A 16840-nucleotide genomic window follows, 5' to 3' on the forward strand; every position below is an offset into this window, starting at 1 on the left:
CGCCGAGGCCGGAGTCCTTGAACAATCCAGTCGCGTGGGGGGCGGCATTGCGAGCAAGAATGTTCTCAAACCGGCGTTCCCTGTCGTCGGCTCGTCTCTTTCATTAGGATTGAGGTGCTTGCGAGACAATGGCTCCCCCACCTCAAAGAACTCGACGAATGAAACATATTCGCAATTTTTGCATTATCGCTCACATCGATCACGGTAAATCGACGCTCGCGGATCGCCTGATCCAGTCGTGCGGCGGGGTTTCGCTGCGCGAGTTCCACGACCAGATGCTTGATTCGATGGATATCGAACGCGAGCGGGGGATCACGATCAAAAGCAATACCGTCACGTTGGACTACCGAGCTCCCGATGGTCAGGACTATCTGCTGAACCTGATCGATACCCCCGGGCACGTCGATTTTTCGCACGAGGTCCGCCGTTCGCTGATGGCTTCCGACGGGGCGTTGATCGTCGTCGACGCATCCCAGGGCGTCGAGGCGCAGACCGTCGCGAATCTCTACCTGGCGATGGAATACGATTTGGAAATGTTGCCGGTGATCAACAAGATCGATCTTCCGGCAGCCGATGTCGACCGAGCTCGCGAGGAGATCGATTCGGATCTGGGGCTCGATCCGTTTGCGGCGATTCCGGTTTCGGCGAAGACCGGCGTAGGGATCGAGGATGTGTTGGCTGGGATCGTCGAACATCTACCTCCTCCCACAGGCGACCCTACGGCGCCACTGAAGGCGTTGGTCTTCGACGCCCACTTCGATAAATACCGCGGCGTGATCCTGCAGGTTCGCGTCATGGAAGGGACGCTTAAGCCGCGCGACATCATCCACTTCATGCACGCCGATCGCGACTTCAAAGTCGATGAGCTCGGCTACAACCAACTGAAGCTGGTTCCGCGCAAACAGCTCAGCGCGGGCGAAGTCGGCTACATCGTCGCGGGAGTCAAAAGCGTCCAAGACATCGAGATCGGCGATACGATCACGCTGGCAGATCGCCCGGCCGACGCGCCGATTCCCGGCTATCAACCGGCGCGCCAAGTTGTCTTCTCGTCGGTCTATCCGATGAGCACCGACGAATACCAGGACCTGACCAAGGCCTTGGACAAATTGGCCATCAACGACGCTGCGTTGACTTACGAAAAAGATAGCTCCGCCGCGTTGGGCTTCGGTTTCCGCTGCGGCTTTCTCGGCTTGTTGCACCTGGACGTGATCCAGGAACGACTGCAACGCGAGTTTGACATCGGGCTGGTGATTTCCGCTCCCTCGGTGAAGTATCAGTTGACGATGACCGACGGTTCGACGTTGGAAGTCGACAACCCGAGCTATTGGCCCGACCCGATGAAGATCCAATCGGCGGCGGAACCTTATATCAAGGCGACGATCCTGACGCCCGAGGCGTATGTCGGTCCGATCATGGAGTTGTGTCGAGATCATCGCTCCGAATCGCAGACGATGAACTACCTGTCGGCGGGGCGCGTCGAAGTGGTCAGCGAGATGCCGCTGGGCGAGGTGCTGTTCGATTTCTATGGCAAGCTGAAGATGATCACTCGCGGTTACGGATCGTTCGATTACGTGCCGATCGAATACCGCACGACCGACGTGGTGAAGGTGGAGATCTTGGTCAACAAAGAACCGATCGATGCACTCTCTTATCTGGTCCACCGCGAGAAGGCGCGGACGCGAGCGTTGCACTACTGCGAACAGCTTGCCGAAGCGATTCCACGACACCAGTTTAAGATCCCGATCCAGGGTGCGATCGGTGGCACGATCATCGCCCGTGCGACGATCCAACCCTACCGCAAAGATGTTACAGCCAAACTGTACGGCGGTGACGTGACGCGGAAGAATAAGCTGTTGGAGAAGCAGAAGAAGGGTAAAGCGAAGATGAAGCAGTTCGGCAGCGTGAACATCCCGCAAAAAGCGTTTGTCTCCGTGTTGCAAGCCGATAAAGACTGATCGGCCGGTTTCGTTCTTCGATAGCTCTAGCAATCAAAGTTGGTCTGTGAGATGACGAATCTGACGATCGCGATGCACGGTGTCACCGGGCGGATGGGAACCCATCAACATTTCGTCCGCTCGATTTTGGCGATCATGCGCCAAGGAGGCGTCCGCGCGGCCAGCGGAGAAATGATTCAGGTGACGCCGATTCTGTTGGGGCGTGACGAGGCGAAGTTGCGACACTTGGCGGAGGTTGTGGCGGACGAAGAGATCGGGGCGCAGGTCGCTTGGTCGACCGATGTCGATGCCGTCCTGACCGATCCCCAGGTCGATATCGTCTTCGATGCTTCGAGCACTCAGGTGCGGGCGTCGATCGTCCGCCAGGCGGCTCAGCAGGGCAGGGCGGTTTATTGCGAAAAACCGATCGCCGTCGATGTGCCTCAAGCGATGGTCTTGGCCGAGCTTTGTGAATCGGCGGGGATCAAAAACGGTGTGGTCCAGGACAAGTTGTGGTTGCCGGGCGTTTGCAAATTGAGAGCGCTCCGCGACGGAGGCTTTTTCGGCGATATCCTCAGCGTCCGCGGCGAGTTTGGTTATTGGGTCTTCACCGGCCATGATCCCGATCGCCCGGCGCAGCGGCCTTCGTGGAACTATCGTCGCGAGGACGGCGGCGGGATGATGTTGGATATGTTCTGTCATTGGCAGTATCTGCTGGGCGATCTGTTGGGCCCGATCGATCGCGTTCTGGCTCACGCGACGATCGATCTGCCCGAGCGAATCGACGAGGCGGGGAATCCCTATCCCTGCACCGCGGACGATTCGGCGTATGCGATTTTTGTGACCGAAAGCGGGATCACGTGCCAGTTCAATTGCTCTTGGGCGACGCGGGTGCGACGCGACGATCTGTTGACGATCCAAATCGATGGGACCAAGGGCTCGGCGGTCGCTGGATTGCGAGACTGTTGGGTTCAAGAGATGGCTGCGACGCCGCGGCCGGTTTGGAATCCCGACATCCCACAACCGATCGACTTCCGCAGCGGATGGCAGAAGCTGCCCGACACGACAACCTACGACAACGCCTTTAAAGTTCAGTGGGAGTTGTTTTTGCGGCACGTTGCGGCGGACGAACCCTTTCCTTGGACGCTGCGTCGCGGCGTCGACGGGGTGGCGCTGGCCGAAGCCGGGCAGACGTCATCGGCAGAACAACGCTGGGTGACGCTCGGCGGGTCGCCGTCGTCAATATGAAAGGCGACCATCGATGCGAAAAATGCGACGGTTGATCGTCGGCTACAATCCCACATCTCGCCGAGCTGCAGTTTGTCCTTCGTCGCTCCCCACGGTCCCTCGCGGCAACCGTATGTTCACGCGAATTTAGCCGGTTCGTCATGCGTCCTGAACAATGGAAATGCTTGCGCCGTTTCGATTCCCTCGGGCACATATTCATAAATGGATTGGGCGTGTAGGCTGGGCCAGTGGCATCGTTTGCTGGCATGTCGCTGGGGCGGGGCATCGCAACTTTGTGCTCCCATTTGCAGGGGGCCAGCCGCCAGATGGTGTCCGTTGCCACTGAACCTATCGCCCGATACGTTGTCTCAAGCGGCGGGTTGGCGATCGGCAAGGATCCATTGGATGCAACGGGAAGAGGGATGAAGGGAAAGAGGAAAACGGGTTGAACGAGCAGCAGGGTGAAGAGTGCGATTTGTCGACGCGTCACGAGCGGATCGGTGCGATGTGCGCTGTTGGTGCCCATATGATGTGGGGCTTTTTTCCGCTCTACTGGCATCTGCTCGATTACGTTCCCTCGGCTACGTTGACGGCGTATCGCGTGATTTGGTCGTTCCTGTTGTTGATGACGCTATCGATCGCGATGCCTCGGCTGCGTCGCGCTCTGCTGCAGCTTCGTGAGCCACGGAAATTAGCGATCTACGCGGCGACAGCAACGATGATCGGGATCAACTGGGGTGCGTTTATGTATGCGGTCGGCAGCGGCCAAGTGCTGCAGGCCTCGTTGGGCTATTACATCAACCCGCTGTTGAACGTGCTGCTTGGAGTCGTCGTATTGGGCGAAAGGTTGCGGCCATTTCAGTGGATCGCCGTCGGCTTTGCCGCGGTTGGCGTTGCCGTGATGGTGATGATGGGCTCGGGGATGCCGTGGATCGCGTTGGCGATGGCCTCCGCTTTTGCGACCTACGGTCTACTGAAGAAGAAAGCGACGCTGCCCCCTTTGGAAGGATTGTCGATCGAGACGGGGCTGCTGTTTCCCGCCGCGTTGGCGTTCCTGTTGCTGCAGTCCCCCGATCCGGGCGCACAACCTTACACGCCGGTCACTTGGTTGCTGTTGATCATCGGTGGAGCGCTCACGATCGCCCCGTTGGCTCTATTTGCGACCGCGGCCAAACGCGTCACGCTGACGACGATCGGGATCCTGCAATACGTGGGGCCCACGTTGCAGTGGTTTGTCGGAGTCGTGTTGCTTGGCGAAGCGTTTGGCGGCAGCAAGTTGATTGGTTTTCTGTTTGTCTGGACCGGCGTGACCGTCTTCATCGTCGGCGGCCTGCAGATGCAGAGCCGAGCGACGCGGCAAGCCCGCCAAGTCGCGCTAGCCGAATAGAACGATGGTCGCCTTTCGCAGAGCGAAAGGCGACCAACCGCAGACGCTACCTTCTATTTGCTGGGCTTGGTGAATCGCAGCAGGTAGTTTTCTTCGAACGCATCGACTTCGACTTCATCGGTGAACTGGAAGCCTGCCGCGACGACTTCGCTTTGAAAGACCTCTTTTCCAGCCCGCACGTGGCCGAGGATGAACTCACGCGATTTGCCTGGAATGCGGTCGAAGTCGATCAGGACCAATCGTCCGCCGGGCTTTAGCGCCCGGTAGATCGAGGCCAGCGATTGCATCGGTTTTTCGAAATGATGGTAGGTATCGCAGATGAAGACGAGGTCGACCGATTCGGGAGGCAAGCGGATCGAAACGTCGGTGCCGAGTACCGTTGTCAGGTTTTCGATTCCGTCGGCGGTCGCTCGCGAGGCGATGTGCTGCAGGAAGCTTGGCGCGATGTCGACGCTGTAGACCCATCCGTCCCAGCCGGTCGTCTTGGCGAACAACTGGCTGTAGAAACCGGTCCCCGCCCCGACGTCGGCGATCCTTTCGCCCGGTTTGATCGCACACGCTTCGAGCACAGCTTTTCGGCCGGCGTAGACCTCGCGGCTTTCGACTTCGAAGCGATCCAGCCATTCGCTGACGTTGAGTTCGGGATCCTTGAAGTTGTCGTTGATCCCAGCGGGCAGGGGGATCGACGCGGGGGCTTCGGTTGCCGTCTGTTGGGCTTCCAGTCGTGCTGACGTTTGGACCGAGAGGGCAAACAATGCTGCTAGCGAGATGTGAAGGAAGGATCGGTGAGTCATCGGTGCTCTCATTCCTTTTGGACTATAGGGTTGGCTGTTGAATTGTTTCTTGGTCTGCCTGCACTGGCTGGCCGAATGTTGGCGTCGGCGCCCATTGTAGCAAGGGGCATGCGCGCCGTTCCGTTCGAGATCGATTGGAACGTGCGGCCACGGGTCATTTCGAATTGCCGGGTGTCTTTGTGTCGGTTGGCAAGTTTGCTGGGATCTTCTTCGGCGGGCCGGTGCTGGTCATTTGATCGTGCATGCCCAGGCCGACGAAGGTGGCGAACAAGATGCTTGTCGCCAGCAGCCCCATTCCCAACCATCGCGTTCGTTTGATCTGCCACCACATCAATAACCCCGAACAGCCCCAGAAGACCATCGAGACGAACATCGCATCGACCAGCAGCGCCCACAGCCAACGGATCTCCATGACCGGCGTGTAGATCCGTCCCAGGTGCATGCGTTGCAAGAAGGCTTTTTTGGTCAGTTGCGGGCGGTCGTCCTCGCGAACGCTGTTGACGCTGCCGTCGGCCAAGTTGTAGCTGACGATGCAGGGAATTCCGTCGGCTTCGGCCGAAAAAACGACGCTCAGTTTTCGATACCCGAGGCTGGCCCGGTTCGATGGCAGCCCCAATTGATCGAGCACTTCCGGAATCTGGCGTTGGATGTCGGCCGACACATTTGGCTCGATCTCGACTCGATAGACCTCTGCCAACGGATCGGGTTTATTATCTGCCGCGTCGTCAGCTTCGGGATCGACAAGCGTCGTGCGAACTTCGCCGTCGCCGGTGACGGGGTTGACGGCCAATTGGTGTTTGGCGGTGGGAGTGTTGACGTTGTATTCCAGGTGTCCGCTGAACAGCGGTCGCCGGTCGTCGGTGATGCGCAGTTCGGGGCCCTGGGATTCGGACGTTTGAAGGTTGATTTGTTCGACGACCGCAATCGCCGTCTGCTGCGCCGATGTCAGGTCGGTCAGCAGCCCGTCGTCGAGATCCGCCGCGCGATAGGTGGTGACTTCGTCGGCGGTGAACATCCGCGGGTGATTGAACATCCATCCGCTGAACCCGTACATCAGCACCCAGGGGAACATGAAGATGCCCGAATAGAGATGGATCCGCCGCAGCAGCATCACCGTCGATCGGCCCAGCTTTTCAGCTCGCGTCTTCTTTTTGGGAACCCGTCGCGCCGATTCGCCATTTGCGTTATCGAGATCGTCGGGCGAACTGGGAGTGGCGGATTCGGTCGAGCTCGACATGGCAGGCGTTGAGGATTGGGGAGGTGAATCGCGGCCAACGCGATCGCGCGGTGGATCGCAGTTACGCTCAGCGAATGCATTGTAAAGTGAGATGTTCTCCGTAGGGTGCGGAGTCGTTTAGATCGTTGCTGCAATCTGGGCAAGCAACAAGGGGGGCAATCGAGTCGCCTCACCGCGTCGGCAGCCACGTCAGAGAGTGGGGCAGGGCAGGGGAGGTGGATCGGTTTTGATGCAAAGCGCCTCGATCTGCCGGTCAGCCGCGTAAGTGGAGTCGGTCGCAGGAACGAAGAATCAATGACAAAACGCCAATCAGTATTTCGGGAAGATATCTGGGGTGGGGAAACGTTCGTTAACGCTAGAAGCCCCGTCGCTGAGGTATTCCTCGCGTGGCACGTGGACGTCGGGCCAGTTTGCAGGGCGGATGCGGACGACTCGCGTGGGGCGGATCCCCTCGGTAATGAGGTCCATCTCAAAACGGATCTGGATGCCGCTGCTGCCCAGCGGAACGTCTCCGGGCGTCGTTGTGACTTCGAGGATCGAGCCTCGCGCGGCCATTTGCGAAGGCCCCGCGGTGCCTCCTTCGGTATGCTTCAACGTATTTTCGGCCGCATTCATCAGCGCCGCGATACCTTGCTTGAAATCAGCGTAGAGGGAGGCATCCATACCGCCAAACAGCGTCGCGGTTACGGTGGCGTGGCCGAACTTGCCGTACTCGACGGCATCGACCCAGGCGGGCATCCAACGGCCGCGGATAAAAGCTTTGTGCACTTCGTTTTGGTTGTCGGTGGCACGTTGCATCGCGGTGCCGTCGAGCCAGATGTCCGAGATATGGAAGCGAGTGAACACGCCGCCTGGAGTGGGCTTCCAGGTGAGTCCGAGCAGGACGGCTTGGCCGCCGAGGGATTTTTTGCCGCTGGCGGGCCAGTTGCCTTCGTCGATTAAATCCTTGACGCTGAGTCGTTCACGACCACGCCAGATACGGGTGGCGGCATCGAAAGTCATCGATTCCACGCTCGCGTCATCGCCATCGCTTTGCTTCGCTTCGAGGCTGGCGAGGACCATCCCTTGGTTGTTTTGAAGGTTCACTTCTTTGAGCTTCCAGACCTTGCCCTCGCGTTGGCAATAGCTGGGCTCGTCTTCGAGCAGGAGGACGTGGTTCTCGGCGGGAGCAATTCCGACACCACTTAGGCTGACGGTTTTCTTGCGGTTATCCACCGGAAGCACCGGTACGGCGGAGATCGTGGGATCGGGCGGGAGAAAGGCCCGGACGTGCATGATCGTCCCTAGTGGGATGTCGCGGAGATCCGCCGGTGCGCCGCGATAACGCACGATGCCGTAAGGGAGCATGGCGAAGGGGTGTGGAGCGTTTCTTCGGAACACGCCGATCGATTGCACGCGGATGCTGCCGCGGCGATTGGCATGGTCCACGAACACGAGTTCTCCGCGGTAGGAATGCGATTTTTCCAAAGGGGGAAACGTTCCCGGTTCAGGTCGGAAAGGCTCGTCCGCGCTGGCGGCGTTTGCGAGTAAGGAGAGACTGATGTAGAGGGCCGCGAGCGATGTGAGGGTGGGGTGCATAGGGATCAAGCTCAATTTCAACATGCGTGCCGATTGGGATCGCAAGGGGAGCGGCAGGTGGAAACTTATCGGATTAGAAAACCTGTCCTCGATGTTCAGGAACAGTCGCGACAACGGTTCTATGTTCGCCGGGGAATTTGCTTTCCGCCGCTCGCCAATGTTGCCATTGGGTGACATCGAATCGGAAAACGGTTGCGACCGGAGTCTCTGAGATAGGCAGCCCGGGCGATTTTTCAGGGTTAGTATTTTGGGAAGATCGCCGGGGTCGGGAAGCGTTCTTCCATGTTGGATCCATCGTTGAGGTATTCCTCGCGCGGCAACTGAACCTGAGGCCAGCTTGTTGGCCGGACACGGACAACTCTGCCGGGGCGGATGCCTTCGATGATCAGGTCGGTCTCAAAATGGATCTGGATGCCGCTGCTGCCCAACGGCACCTCTCCGCTCGTCTGAGTGACCTCCAGGATGGAACCTCGTGAAGCCATGTGCGCGGGGCCGTAGGCGCCGTGGGTGTGCTTCAGCGTTTGCTCGACCGCATTCATCATGGCAGGGGCATCTTTTTCGAAATCGGCGTAGAGGGATTCGTCCATGCCGCCGAACAAGGTCGCCGTCACCTTGGCGCGACCGAACTTTCCATATTCGACGTGATCGATCCAGGCGGGCATCCAGCGACTGCGGATAAAAGCCTTGTGCGTTTCGGTTTGCTTGCGGGCAGCGCGTTGCATCGCCTCGTCGTCCAGCCAGATGTCCGAGATGTGGAAGCGCGTGAACACGCCGTCGGGCGTCGGCTTCCAGGTGATGCCGAGCAGGGCGGTCTGCCCATCGAGCGATTTCTTGCCGCTGGTGGGCCAGGTGCCTTCGGAGATCAAGTCCTCGATCAAGAGGCATTCGCGGCCGCGCCAGATGCGCGTGGCGGCGTCGAAGGTCATCGATTCCTCCGTGGCGTTTTCGTTGCTACCTTCCTTCGGTTCACGGCGTGCGACGATCATCCCCTCGCTGTTTTTTTTGAGGTCCACTTCTTTGAGCTTCCAGACCAATCCTTCGCGCTGGCAGTGACTGGGTTCGTCTTCCAGGAGGAGCACGTGGTTCTCAGCGGGGGCGATGCCGGTGCCGCGATTGTGGTTCGCGTCTTTTGACTTGTTGTTGACTGGCAGTACTGGCACGGCAGAGATCGTCGGGTCGGGCGGGAGAAACGCCCGAACGTGTAGCACGGTGCCCAACGGGATGTCGCGCAGATCCGCCGGTGCGTCGTGATAACGCACGATGCCGTAGGGGAGCATGGCGAAGGGGTGCGGGTCGTTGCGGAAGAACATGCCCGACCCTTGCACGCGGATGCTGCCGCGGCGGTTGGCATGATCCACGAAGACAAGTTCGCCTCGATAGGAGTGTGCTTGATCCAAAGCGGGGAACGTTCCCGCTTCGGGGCGGAACGGCTCGTCCGCGGTGCTGGCGATTGTGAACAGGCAGAGGCAGAGGGCCGCAAGCCAGGTTGGATTGAGGAAACGCATCATACTTCGATCACCTTGTTGCTGTCGCCGAATTGGTCGATTTCCACGCCCATCCGCTGGGCCATCATGAGCAGCAGATTGCTCATGTGGGCGTTCGGATTCGCGGGACGGCTGCACAGTTGATAGTGGGCGGTCGTGAGGGCTCCGTCGGAACCGAGCGCGTAGCCTTTGAAGTCATCCGCCGACTGATTGAAGTCGAGGTGGCTGCCGTGCTTCAGCCCGAGATCCGACCCACCGGCAAGGACCAGCGGGAGGTTCGCGTTACCATGGCTGTGGCCGTAGCACATGCCGCTGCCGAACAGGGCCATCGTCGAGTCTAGGAGCGGCTTGCCGTTGAGGTCGTTGGTCTCCGCAAGCCGGGTGAGGAAGTAACTGAACTGCTCTACGGCAAAGGTGTCATACATGGTCAGCTTTTCCATGTAGCCTGCGTCCCCGCCGTGGTGGCTCAATTGATGGCGCGACTCGGTGATACCGATTTCGGGAATGGCGATGGCATCTCCTTCACCTCCCATGCTGAAGGTGGCGACGCGCGTCACGTCGGTTTGAAAGGCGAGCACCATCAGGTCGTAGACCGTGCGGAAATAATCACCTGCCATGGTGGTGGCAATATCGCGGTTGGTGCGTTTGCGGTCCGCGTCGGAAACGACCGGCAGCGGCGTGTCGAGCCACGCGTCGGCCCGTCGCGTTCGGATCTCCGCCTCGCGGATGGAGCTGAGGTATTGGTCCATCCGCCCTTTGTCGGCCGATCCCATCTTTTTCTCGAGTCGCCGCACTTCGGCGAGGTTCGCGTCCAGGACGCTCCCTTTGCGACGCAGCGCCCTCCTTTGTGCCGTTTTGCCTCCTTTGGGTTCCTCGAACATCGATGCGAAGATCTCGCTGCAACGACGCATCGCAGGCAGCCGGACGCCGTCCGCCGTCCAGGCGAGGGAATCCTGCGTGATGGCGACCTCCATCGACGCGACGCGGGTGTGCTGCGCCGTGACCTCCGCCATCTTCTGGTCCACCGAGATCGTGTTGCGATCCGAAGGACCGAGCTTTCCGCCGGTCAACCAGACCGAGATGCAGTTGTGGTGATGGCTGAGGGCACCCGGATGATGCAGGCCGCTGATGGGCGTGATGACCTGGCGATGCTTCTCCAAAGGCATGAGCGATCTGGAAAGCTGGTAGTCCTTGCCCGGTGTGGTGATCTGATAGTTCAGCGAATGGACGCCGTTGGCGAGATAGATGAAGGCACTGCGGCGGGGCGCGGCGGTTTCCTTTTCGGCCGCCCGCAGTGGGACCATACATTCCAGCAGGGGCAGCGAGATCAAGCTGCCCATGGCACGAAGGGCATGGCGGCGGTCGATCAGCCAGGATTGGGAAAGATAGTTGCTCATAGGGTTCTCACGATTTCGGTTGGTTAGCGTTTGCGGATCAGGTTGGACAGGGCCACAGCTCGGATGACATCTTTGACGCGGTAGTCGTGTTTTTTGGCTTCCGCCTCGATCGCTGCCACTTCCTCTCGATCGTCGACGGTGAGGACGCGGCGGAGAGCATAGGTGCAAAGATGCTCGATGAAGGCCCGCGAGATCTGGTCGCGGTCTTCGAGCAGCAGCTGTTTAAATTGCACAGAATCCTCGAATGAACGGCCGTCGGGCAACACGCCGGAGGGATCGACCAAGGGATCTTCGCCGAGGCCCGCCGCAACCTTTTCATGAGTGCGCCATTGGCCGATGGCATCGTAGTTATCCCACGCAAGTCCCAAGGGGTCGATTCTCGCATGGCACGCGGCGCAGTTGGCGTCGTTGCGGTGTGCCTCGATTTTCTGGCGGAGAGTCGCTTTGGGGCTTTTCGGCGGATTGGGCTCGATGGCGTCTACGTTCGCCGGTGGCGGCGGAGGTGGTTTGTTGAAGATCGATTCGCTGACCCACACACCGCGGTGGACCGGGCGATGGCGAGTGCCATCGGAGGTCAGCCCGAGTACCGCTCCCATCGTGAGCAGACCGCCGCGATGATCCTCAGGCTTCAGCGCGACGCGCTGAAATCCGTCCGACTTCGGTTCCGGCAGTCCGTAGAAATCGCACAGCCGGGCGTTGGCCATCGTCCAATCGGAATCGATGAAACTGTCGATCGGTAGGTTCTTCGCGAACATCTCACGGAAATATTCGATCGGCTCAGATCGCATGCTCGTCTCGAGCCACGCATCGTAGACCGGGTAGAGCTTCTTGTCCGGGGGAAACATTCCCACGCGGTGCAGTTGCAGCCACTGTCGGGCGAAGTCGTCGACCAGGCGATGGATCTTGTCGTCCGTCAACATCCGGTCCACCTCCTGCTTCAGCCCCTCACCATTCAGGGAGCCCGCTTGGGCAGCCGTGAACAGGGTGTCGTCGGGCATCGAACTCCAGAGGAAATAGGAGAGCCTGGAGGCAAGTTCCCAGTCGTTGAGGCGTTCGCGAGCCACGGGGTCGCCCTCGACGAGGTAGATGAAGTGCCTGGAGGTCAGCACGCCCACCATCGCGACACGAAAGGCGTCGGCCGTCTTCTCTCCCGCTTCTCGCTCGAAGTGGTAGGCTTGCAGATAAGCCTCCAGCTCTTCCGTTTTCACCGGCCGCCGCCAGGCGCGTTCGGCGAAGCGTTGAAGATGCGCTGCGACCACTTCGGGCGCCGCGTCATCGGGAGGGACAAGATCGTTGCGCCGAGACTTTTCAGATTCCGTAACAAGTGGTCCCTCCCATTCGATCCAGTCGAGGAGCACGGTGGAGAAGATGCCGTTCCCTTTGTCATCGAACATCTGCGGAGCGTTCGGATTCAGGAGCAGGGTCTCGCTGCTGTGCGTGAAGATATAACCGCCCCGGCTGCTGAGCGCATTGCGGAAGGCGGCACCGGCTCTTCGGTCCACAACATCGGTCGCCACCACACAGAAGTGCAGACTCGTGGGCATCTCAAGGAACACTTCGAATTCATAAACCTGCGGACTGTCCTCTGGGGCGGTGATGTCAAACTCGATCAGGCCATCCACCGTCTCCTCACCCGTCCGTTTGCCGATGCTCAGATGCGCCGGTTGGCCACCGGTCGGTCGGACTCCACTGGCTTGGATGCGGAATTTGTATAGCCCGCTGTGCTCCGGCCCGGTCCGGCCGAACCAATTGGGCGAGAGGGCGTTCTGGACATTGCCGGGAAACAGCAGATAGCGCAGCGGCCGTTTGATGCCGAATCGGTCCAGCGCCTCCTGTTGGGCCTTGCCACCGCCGTAACGCAATTCGGCCGCGGTCTTGTGGACTTTTCGGGGCTCGCTGGAGGTGGCGGGGAAGGCCCTGTCGAGGATGAGTTCCGCAGCCCGGTAGTAGCGATCGATGTGGGATGGGGAGAGTGAAAGCTCCGACCCGATCCGCTCAAAACCATGCCAAAGCGTATCTTCGTTCAATTCGCCCGGCTTGGTGGGATCATAGCGCACGCCGAGCAGATCATAGACCGTATTTTGATACTCTTTCCGGCTCAGTCGGTAATGCGACACTGGCGGTCTGGCCGCCATCCGCGCCGCTCGACCCTCTTTCAGGCGTGCGTCAAGATTGGCGACGAACGCCGAGATTTCCTCCTGCGTCGGTTGCGGCTCTCCTGCTGGAGGCATCTCGCCACTGTTAACCTTCTCAAGTGCCTCGGCCCAATGATGGCTGTCGAGCCCCGACTTGAAATCGCGAGAGAGTTGGTGGATCCGCACGTCCCCCTCTTCGTTCTCAGGGCCATGACACCGAACGCAATGCTTCTCGAGGAAGGCTTCAAACGGATCCGACCCGTAGGCGGCATTCTCCAGTCCAAGGCCGGCAGCGAGGAACAGCACAATAGCGATGAAACAGCGAGGCACCGTCGAGGAGGGAAGAACAACGAGGTTGGGGGCGATGAATTGGGGCGTCATTAGAAAGTTACTTCTCTGCATTGCAATAAAAACGGAGTCTCAAGTTGCCTGTTTCCGTCAGTCCATCTTACGCGTCGGCTCGAGACTGCCAGCAACATTTGTGACGTCAACTTGGAACTTCGGAAGTTTGGTGGAGACGACGCTGCGGGGCTCGGTATTGGAGCCCATGGGGTTGCTGCACCACGGAGTTTGAAGCAATTGGGATCGAGCGGGACCGCAGCATGTGCAGCGATGGTTTGAACGGCTTGATGGGGGTTCATCCTACTTTACTTCCATCTTATGTGATTTGCACGCCCCTAGAAGGGTGCGTTTGGTCTTCTTCCTCAGTCGCGTTGGCCGGGCTTGGGAATCGCTGGAGAACAGCGTGCCAAGGTTTTCTTCAGAAGTTGCAGGGCAACAAGAATTGCGGCTTTTTGCAAGCGTTCGATCGCGAGGCGGCTCGCGAAAGAACAACCGTGGAGCCTTGCATCGGCGGGCACAAAAAATAGCGATGTGTTGCGACTCGCAACGACAAACTTGCATCACACTATCTCGCACGCACACAACTCCTCGCGATGCGAAGCGCAGTCCGACTGCCTGAAGGCACAGTGCCTAATCCGGCGGTAGGGAAACGCCAAAACGCCGTGTCGGCGATTGGGGTATATGGGTTCAGTGGTGGTCGGGTGGCCATCGCGATGCCGTCTCGAGCGTCTGGCGTAACGGATGCTTCACGCCGTGCCAAATTTTTTTAGCGGTCGGTGAAAGTGCTGTGTTATTGCATGATCATCGCGCATTGCTTGGGTCTGTAGGGATGCGAAAATCCCCGAATTCTCAAAAACTCTGAATATTGTCGTTATCTTGACGGGATTGCGGATAAGTCTTTCACCGAGAAGTTTTCCATTTGATCGATGATGATCGCTCGAGGAGAAGGGAATGAATGTGGACGTAGCATCTCCTTGTGAAGCGCAAGAAGCCTTATGCGATGAACAATTCGTGGCTTCGATCGCCCGCAGCCAAGTGCCCTTGCGAGCGTTTCTGCGGACCCTGTTGCGTTGCGATGCAGATCTCGACGACGTGCTTCAGGAGACAAACATGGTGCTGTGGCGGAAGCGTGTCGAATACGATCCTTCGCGGACCTTTATGTCGTGGGCATGCAAGATCGCCCATCTTCAAACGTTGGCTTACTGGAAAAAGCATGGGCGACAGCGGCATCAGTCGCTCAGTGAACCGATGATTGCGGAAATCGCCGCTATCTCAGCGCAACAAGCCGAGCATGCCAATGAGAAACTAACGCTGTTGCGGTCCTGTTTGCAGCAACTGAATGAAACCCGACGCAGATTGTTGCAATCGCGTTATCAAAAGCAGGTGCCCGTCAAGCTTCTTGCAGAATCGCAAGGTCGCACGGCCGAGTCGTTGGCGATGGAGTTGTTTCGGATTCGCGTGCAGTTGCGTGGTTGTGTCGAACGGAAATTGGATGCCGAGGTGGCGACCTGATGTCCGAAACGAAACGCTTCGAAACGTTGTTGGCCAAATTGTTGGCAGACTCGCTGTCCGATGGGGAACACCGCGAGTTGGATGACCTCATGTTGCGGGATCCGCAGCGATTGCAAACCTACACTCAGCAGATTTGGTTCGATACGTTGCTTCAGGCCAACTATCCGACCGACGAGTCATCTGAGGATGTCGATTGGCAAGGCGTCTTCGAGCAAGCGGATCCGGCAATTCTATCGAACCGGCCATCGCGTCACGTAAGCATTGTTGCCCATTGGAGAGTCCTCGCGGCGCTGGTTGCCTCTGTCTTATTGCTCGCTGCGTTTTTTCTGTCCGATTCGCGGCACACTCCAATCGCCATTGACGACAAAGACGCGGTTCCGCGCGCGACAGCGGTGATTCCATCTCCCGAGACGCCGGTCGTCGCTGTTCTGCTGGACAGCGAAGACGCCGTCTGGAATGAGCAGCCGATCGAATACGGTGACTCGTTGCGAGCCGGAGATCTGGTCCACATCGATGCTGGTTTGGTTCGGTTGATCTTCCAGTGTGGCGCTGGAGTTGTCGTCGAGGGGCCCGCGCGGTTGGAGCTTCGGTCGGCGTGGGAAGCCTGTTTGCATCGCGGTAAGCTAGCGGCTGTGGTTCCCGATGGGGCGAAGGGATTCACCGTGTTGACGCCCGACATGCGGATCATTGATCTGGGGACAAAATTTGGTGCCGTGGTCGACGAATCGGGGCATGCAGATATCCAGGTCTACGAAGGGGAGGTGGAAGTTATTTCCCGAACGCCTGCTCAGGGGGACAAGCCCTTGCGTTTGGAGGCCTACTCTCAGTCCCGGTTCTCTCAGAATGCGTCGGTCCAGCCGGAGATCAAGGTGGCGGGGGTCGATTCGCTGAGATCGGTGTCGGTGCCAACTCTTGAGCAATTGCTGGCCGCGCGGAGTGGTGAATACCCTCCTCTTGAGCGTTCGGAAATGCTTGAGATCGCTTCGGCGGTGACGCTTCCGGTGGGGCCCATGCCAAGTTCCAGCTCGATTCCTGAGGGGGCGTTGGTGGGCGAAGACTTTTTCCCCGAACCAGCGTCGGTCTCCGGGGAGAGCGTTTCCCATCGTTGGATTCTCGATTCCAGGTTCGCGCGGGTCGTCAACCTGGCCGAGCCGTTGCGTTGGCAATCCATGGATGGCGGTCGGTACGCGATTGAAATCGATGGTCGCGACAGCGCCTTTCCGTCGATTGCCAATCGGTTGCAGACCAACTTGTCGAAACCAATCACCGAGGACTTCTACTTTAGCTTCCTCGGTCGCTACCAAGGGTTGGACGATGACGATTTTTTTTCGTTGTGGTTTGACGATTGCGTCGGCGATTCGGTGAGCCACGGTGGGCAGCCTAACGTGGGGATTCGATTTGGCGAGTACTTTGCTCGGATTACCGCGCAGCATTCAGGGTATCACGGTAGGCCCCAAGACAATGCGACGTTCTTCTTGGTCGGGCAACTACGGAAGGACGCTCAAGGCCGCTTCAGCGACATCCGGCTGTGGGTCAACCCCCACTCTACGAGGCTTGGCGCTCCCGACGCATCGGCGCGGTTCGAAGAGGGCCAGCGAATCCACTCGATTCCCTATCTGGGAATTCGTATGGGGCTCGATACCGAGCTTCAAGACAAGCTCTTGCTGGACCGCTTGGTGTGTGGCCTTACGCTCGCCGAAGTTTTTCCCGCGGAAGCAGCGAGTCCTGCAACGCCAGCAGAACCTTCCGACGAAACTCGATAGTTCATTTTCACCCACCACAATCCCGCCTGCGATCTATGAACTGCATCCCT

The 16840-nt window shown here is 58.9% G+C and carries 11 protein-coding genes; 5 read left to right on the top strand and 6 right to left on the bottom strand.

Annotated elements, in window-relative coordinates; all coding sequences use genetic code 11:
* Positions 1-158 precede the first annotated feature (158 nt).
* The 3 genes from lepA (at position 159) to rarD (ending at position 4548) form a co-directional block, all read left to right on the top strand.
* Positions 159-1955, top strand: a complete 1797-nt coding sequence (lepA, locus tag Poly24_RS01860; protein ID WP_145089667.1) for a translation elongation factor 4 — start codon at positions 159-161, stop codon at positions 1953-1955.
* Between the two features lie 51 nt (positions 1956-2006).
* A complete protein-coding gene (locus tag Poly24_RS01865) occupies positions 2007-3182 on the top strand; it encodes a Gfo/Idh/MocA family protein (RefSeq protein WP_197452247.1) in 1176 nt (391 codons plus the stop codon).
* 424 nt (positions 3183-3606) lie between these two features.
* Positions 3607-4548, top strand: coding sequence for an EamA family transporter RarD (rarD, locus tag Poly24_RS01870; protein WP_231753411.1), 942 nt, complete (start codon positions 3607-3609; stop codon positions 4546-4548).
* Positions 4549-4601: 53 nt separating this feature from the next.
* On the opposite strand, the gene Poly24_RS01875 is transcribed toward rarD, so the two are convergent.
* The 6 genes from Poly24_RS01875 to Poly24_RS01900 form a co-directional block, all read right to left on the bottom strand.
* Positions 4602-5342, bottom strand: coding sequence for a class I SAM-dependent methyltransferase (locus Poly24_RS01875; RefSeq protein ID WP_145089670.1), 741 nt, complete (start codon positions 5340-5342; stop codon positions 4602-4604).
* A 154-nt stretch (positions 5343-5496) separates the two neighbouring features.
* Entirely contained in the window at positions 5497-6579 is a 1083-nt protein-coding gene (locus Poly24_RS01880; protein ID WP_145089673.1) for a PepSY domain-containing protein, read from the bottom strand.
* A gap of 309 nt (positions 6580-6888) precedes the next feature.
* Positions 6889-8271, bottom strand: coding sequence for a hypothetical protein (locus Poly24_RS01885; RefSeq protein WP_231753412.1), 1383 nt, complete (start codon positions 8269-8271; stop codon positions 6889-6891).
* 125 nt (positions 8272-8396) lie between these two features.
* A complete protein-coding gene (locus tag Poly24_RS01890; protein ID WP_197452249.1) occupies positions 8397-9665 on the bottom strand; it encodes a hypothetical protein in 1269 nt (422 codons plus the stop codon).
* Positions 9662-11038 carry a DUF1552 domain-containing protein gene (locus Poly24_RS01895; RefSeq protein ID WP_145089676.1) on the bottom strand — a complete coding sequence of 459 codons (1377 nt, stop codon included), beginning with the start codon at positions 11036-11038 and terminating at the stop codon, positions 9662-9664. Before Poly24_RS01895 ends, Poly24_RS01890 begins: the two co-directional genes overlap by 4 nt.
* Positions 11039-11061: 23 nt before the next feature.
* Positions 11062-13554, bottom strand: coding sequence for a DUF1592 domain-containing protein (locus Poly24_RS01900; protein ID WP_145089679.1), 2493 nt, complete (start codon positions 13552-13554; stop codon positions 11062-11064).
* Positions 13555-14466: 912 nt separating this feature from the next.
* On the opposite strand from Poly24_RS01900, the gene Poly24_RS01905 reads away from it, so the two are divergent.
* Together Poly24_RS01905 and Poly24_RS01910 are read left to right on the top strand one after the other, a co-directional pair.
* The gene (locus Poly24_RS01905) at positions 14467-15027 is read left to right on the top strand and encodes a sigma-70 family RNA polymerase sigma factor (protein WP_145089682.1); all 561 of its coding nucleotides are present in this window, start codon (positions 14467-14469) and stop codon (positions 15025-15027) included.
* Positions 15027-16790: a FecR domain-containing protein gene (locus Poly24_RS01910; protein ID WP_145089685.1), complete on the top strand. Its 1764-nt coding sequence runs from the start codon at positions 15027-15029 to the stop codon at positions 16788-16790. Before Poly24_RS01905 ends, Poly24_RS01910 begins: the two co-directional genes overlap by 1 nt.
* Positions 16791-16840: the final 50 nt, after the last annotated feature.

The sequence above is a fragment of the Rosistilla carotiformis genome, assembly GCF_007753095.1.
Classification (GTDB): domain Bacteria; phylum Planctomycetota; class Planctomycetia; order Pirellulales; family Pirellulaceae; genus Rosistilla; species Rosistilla carotiformis.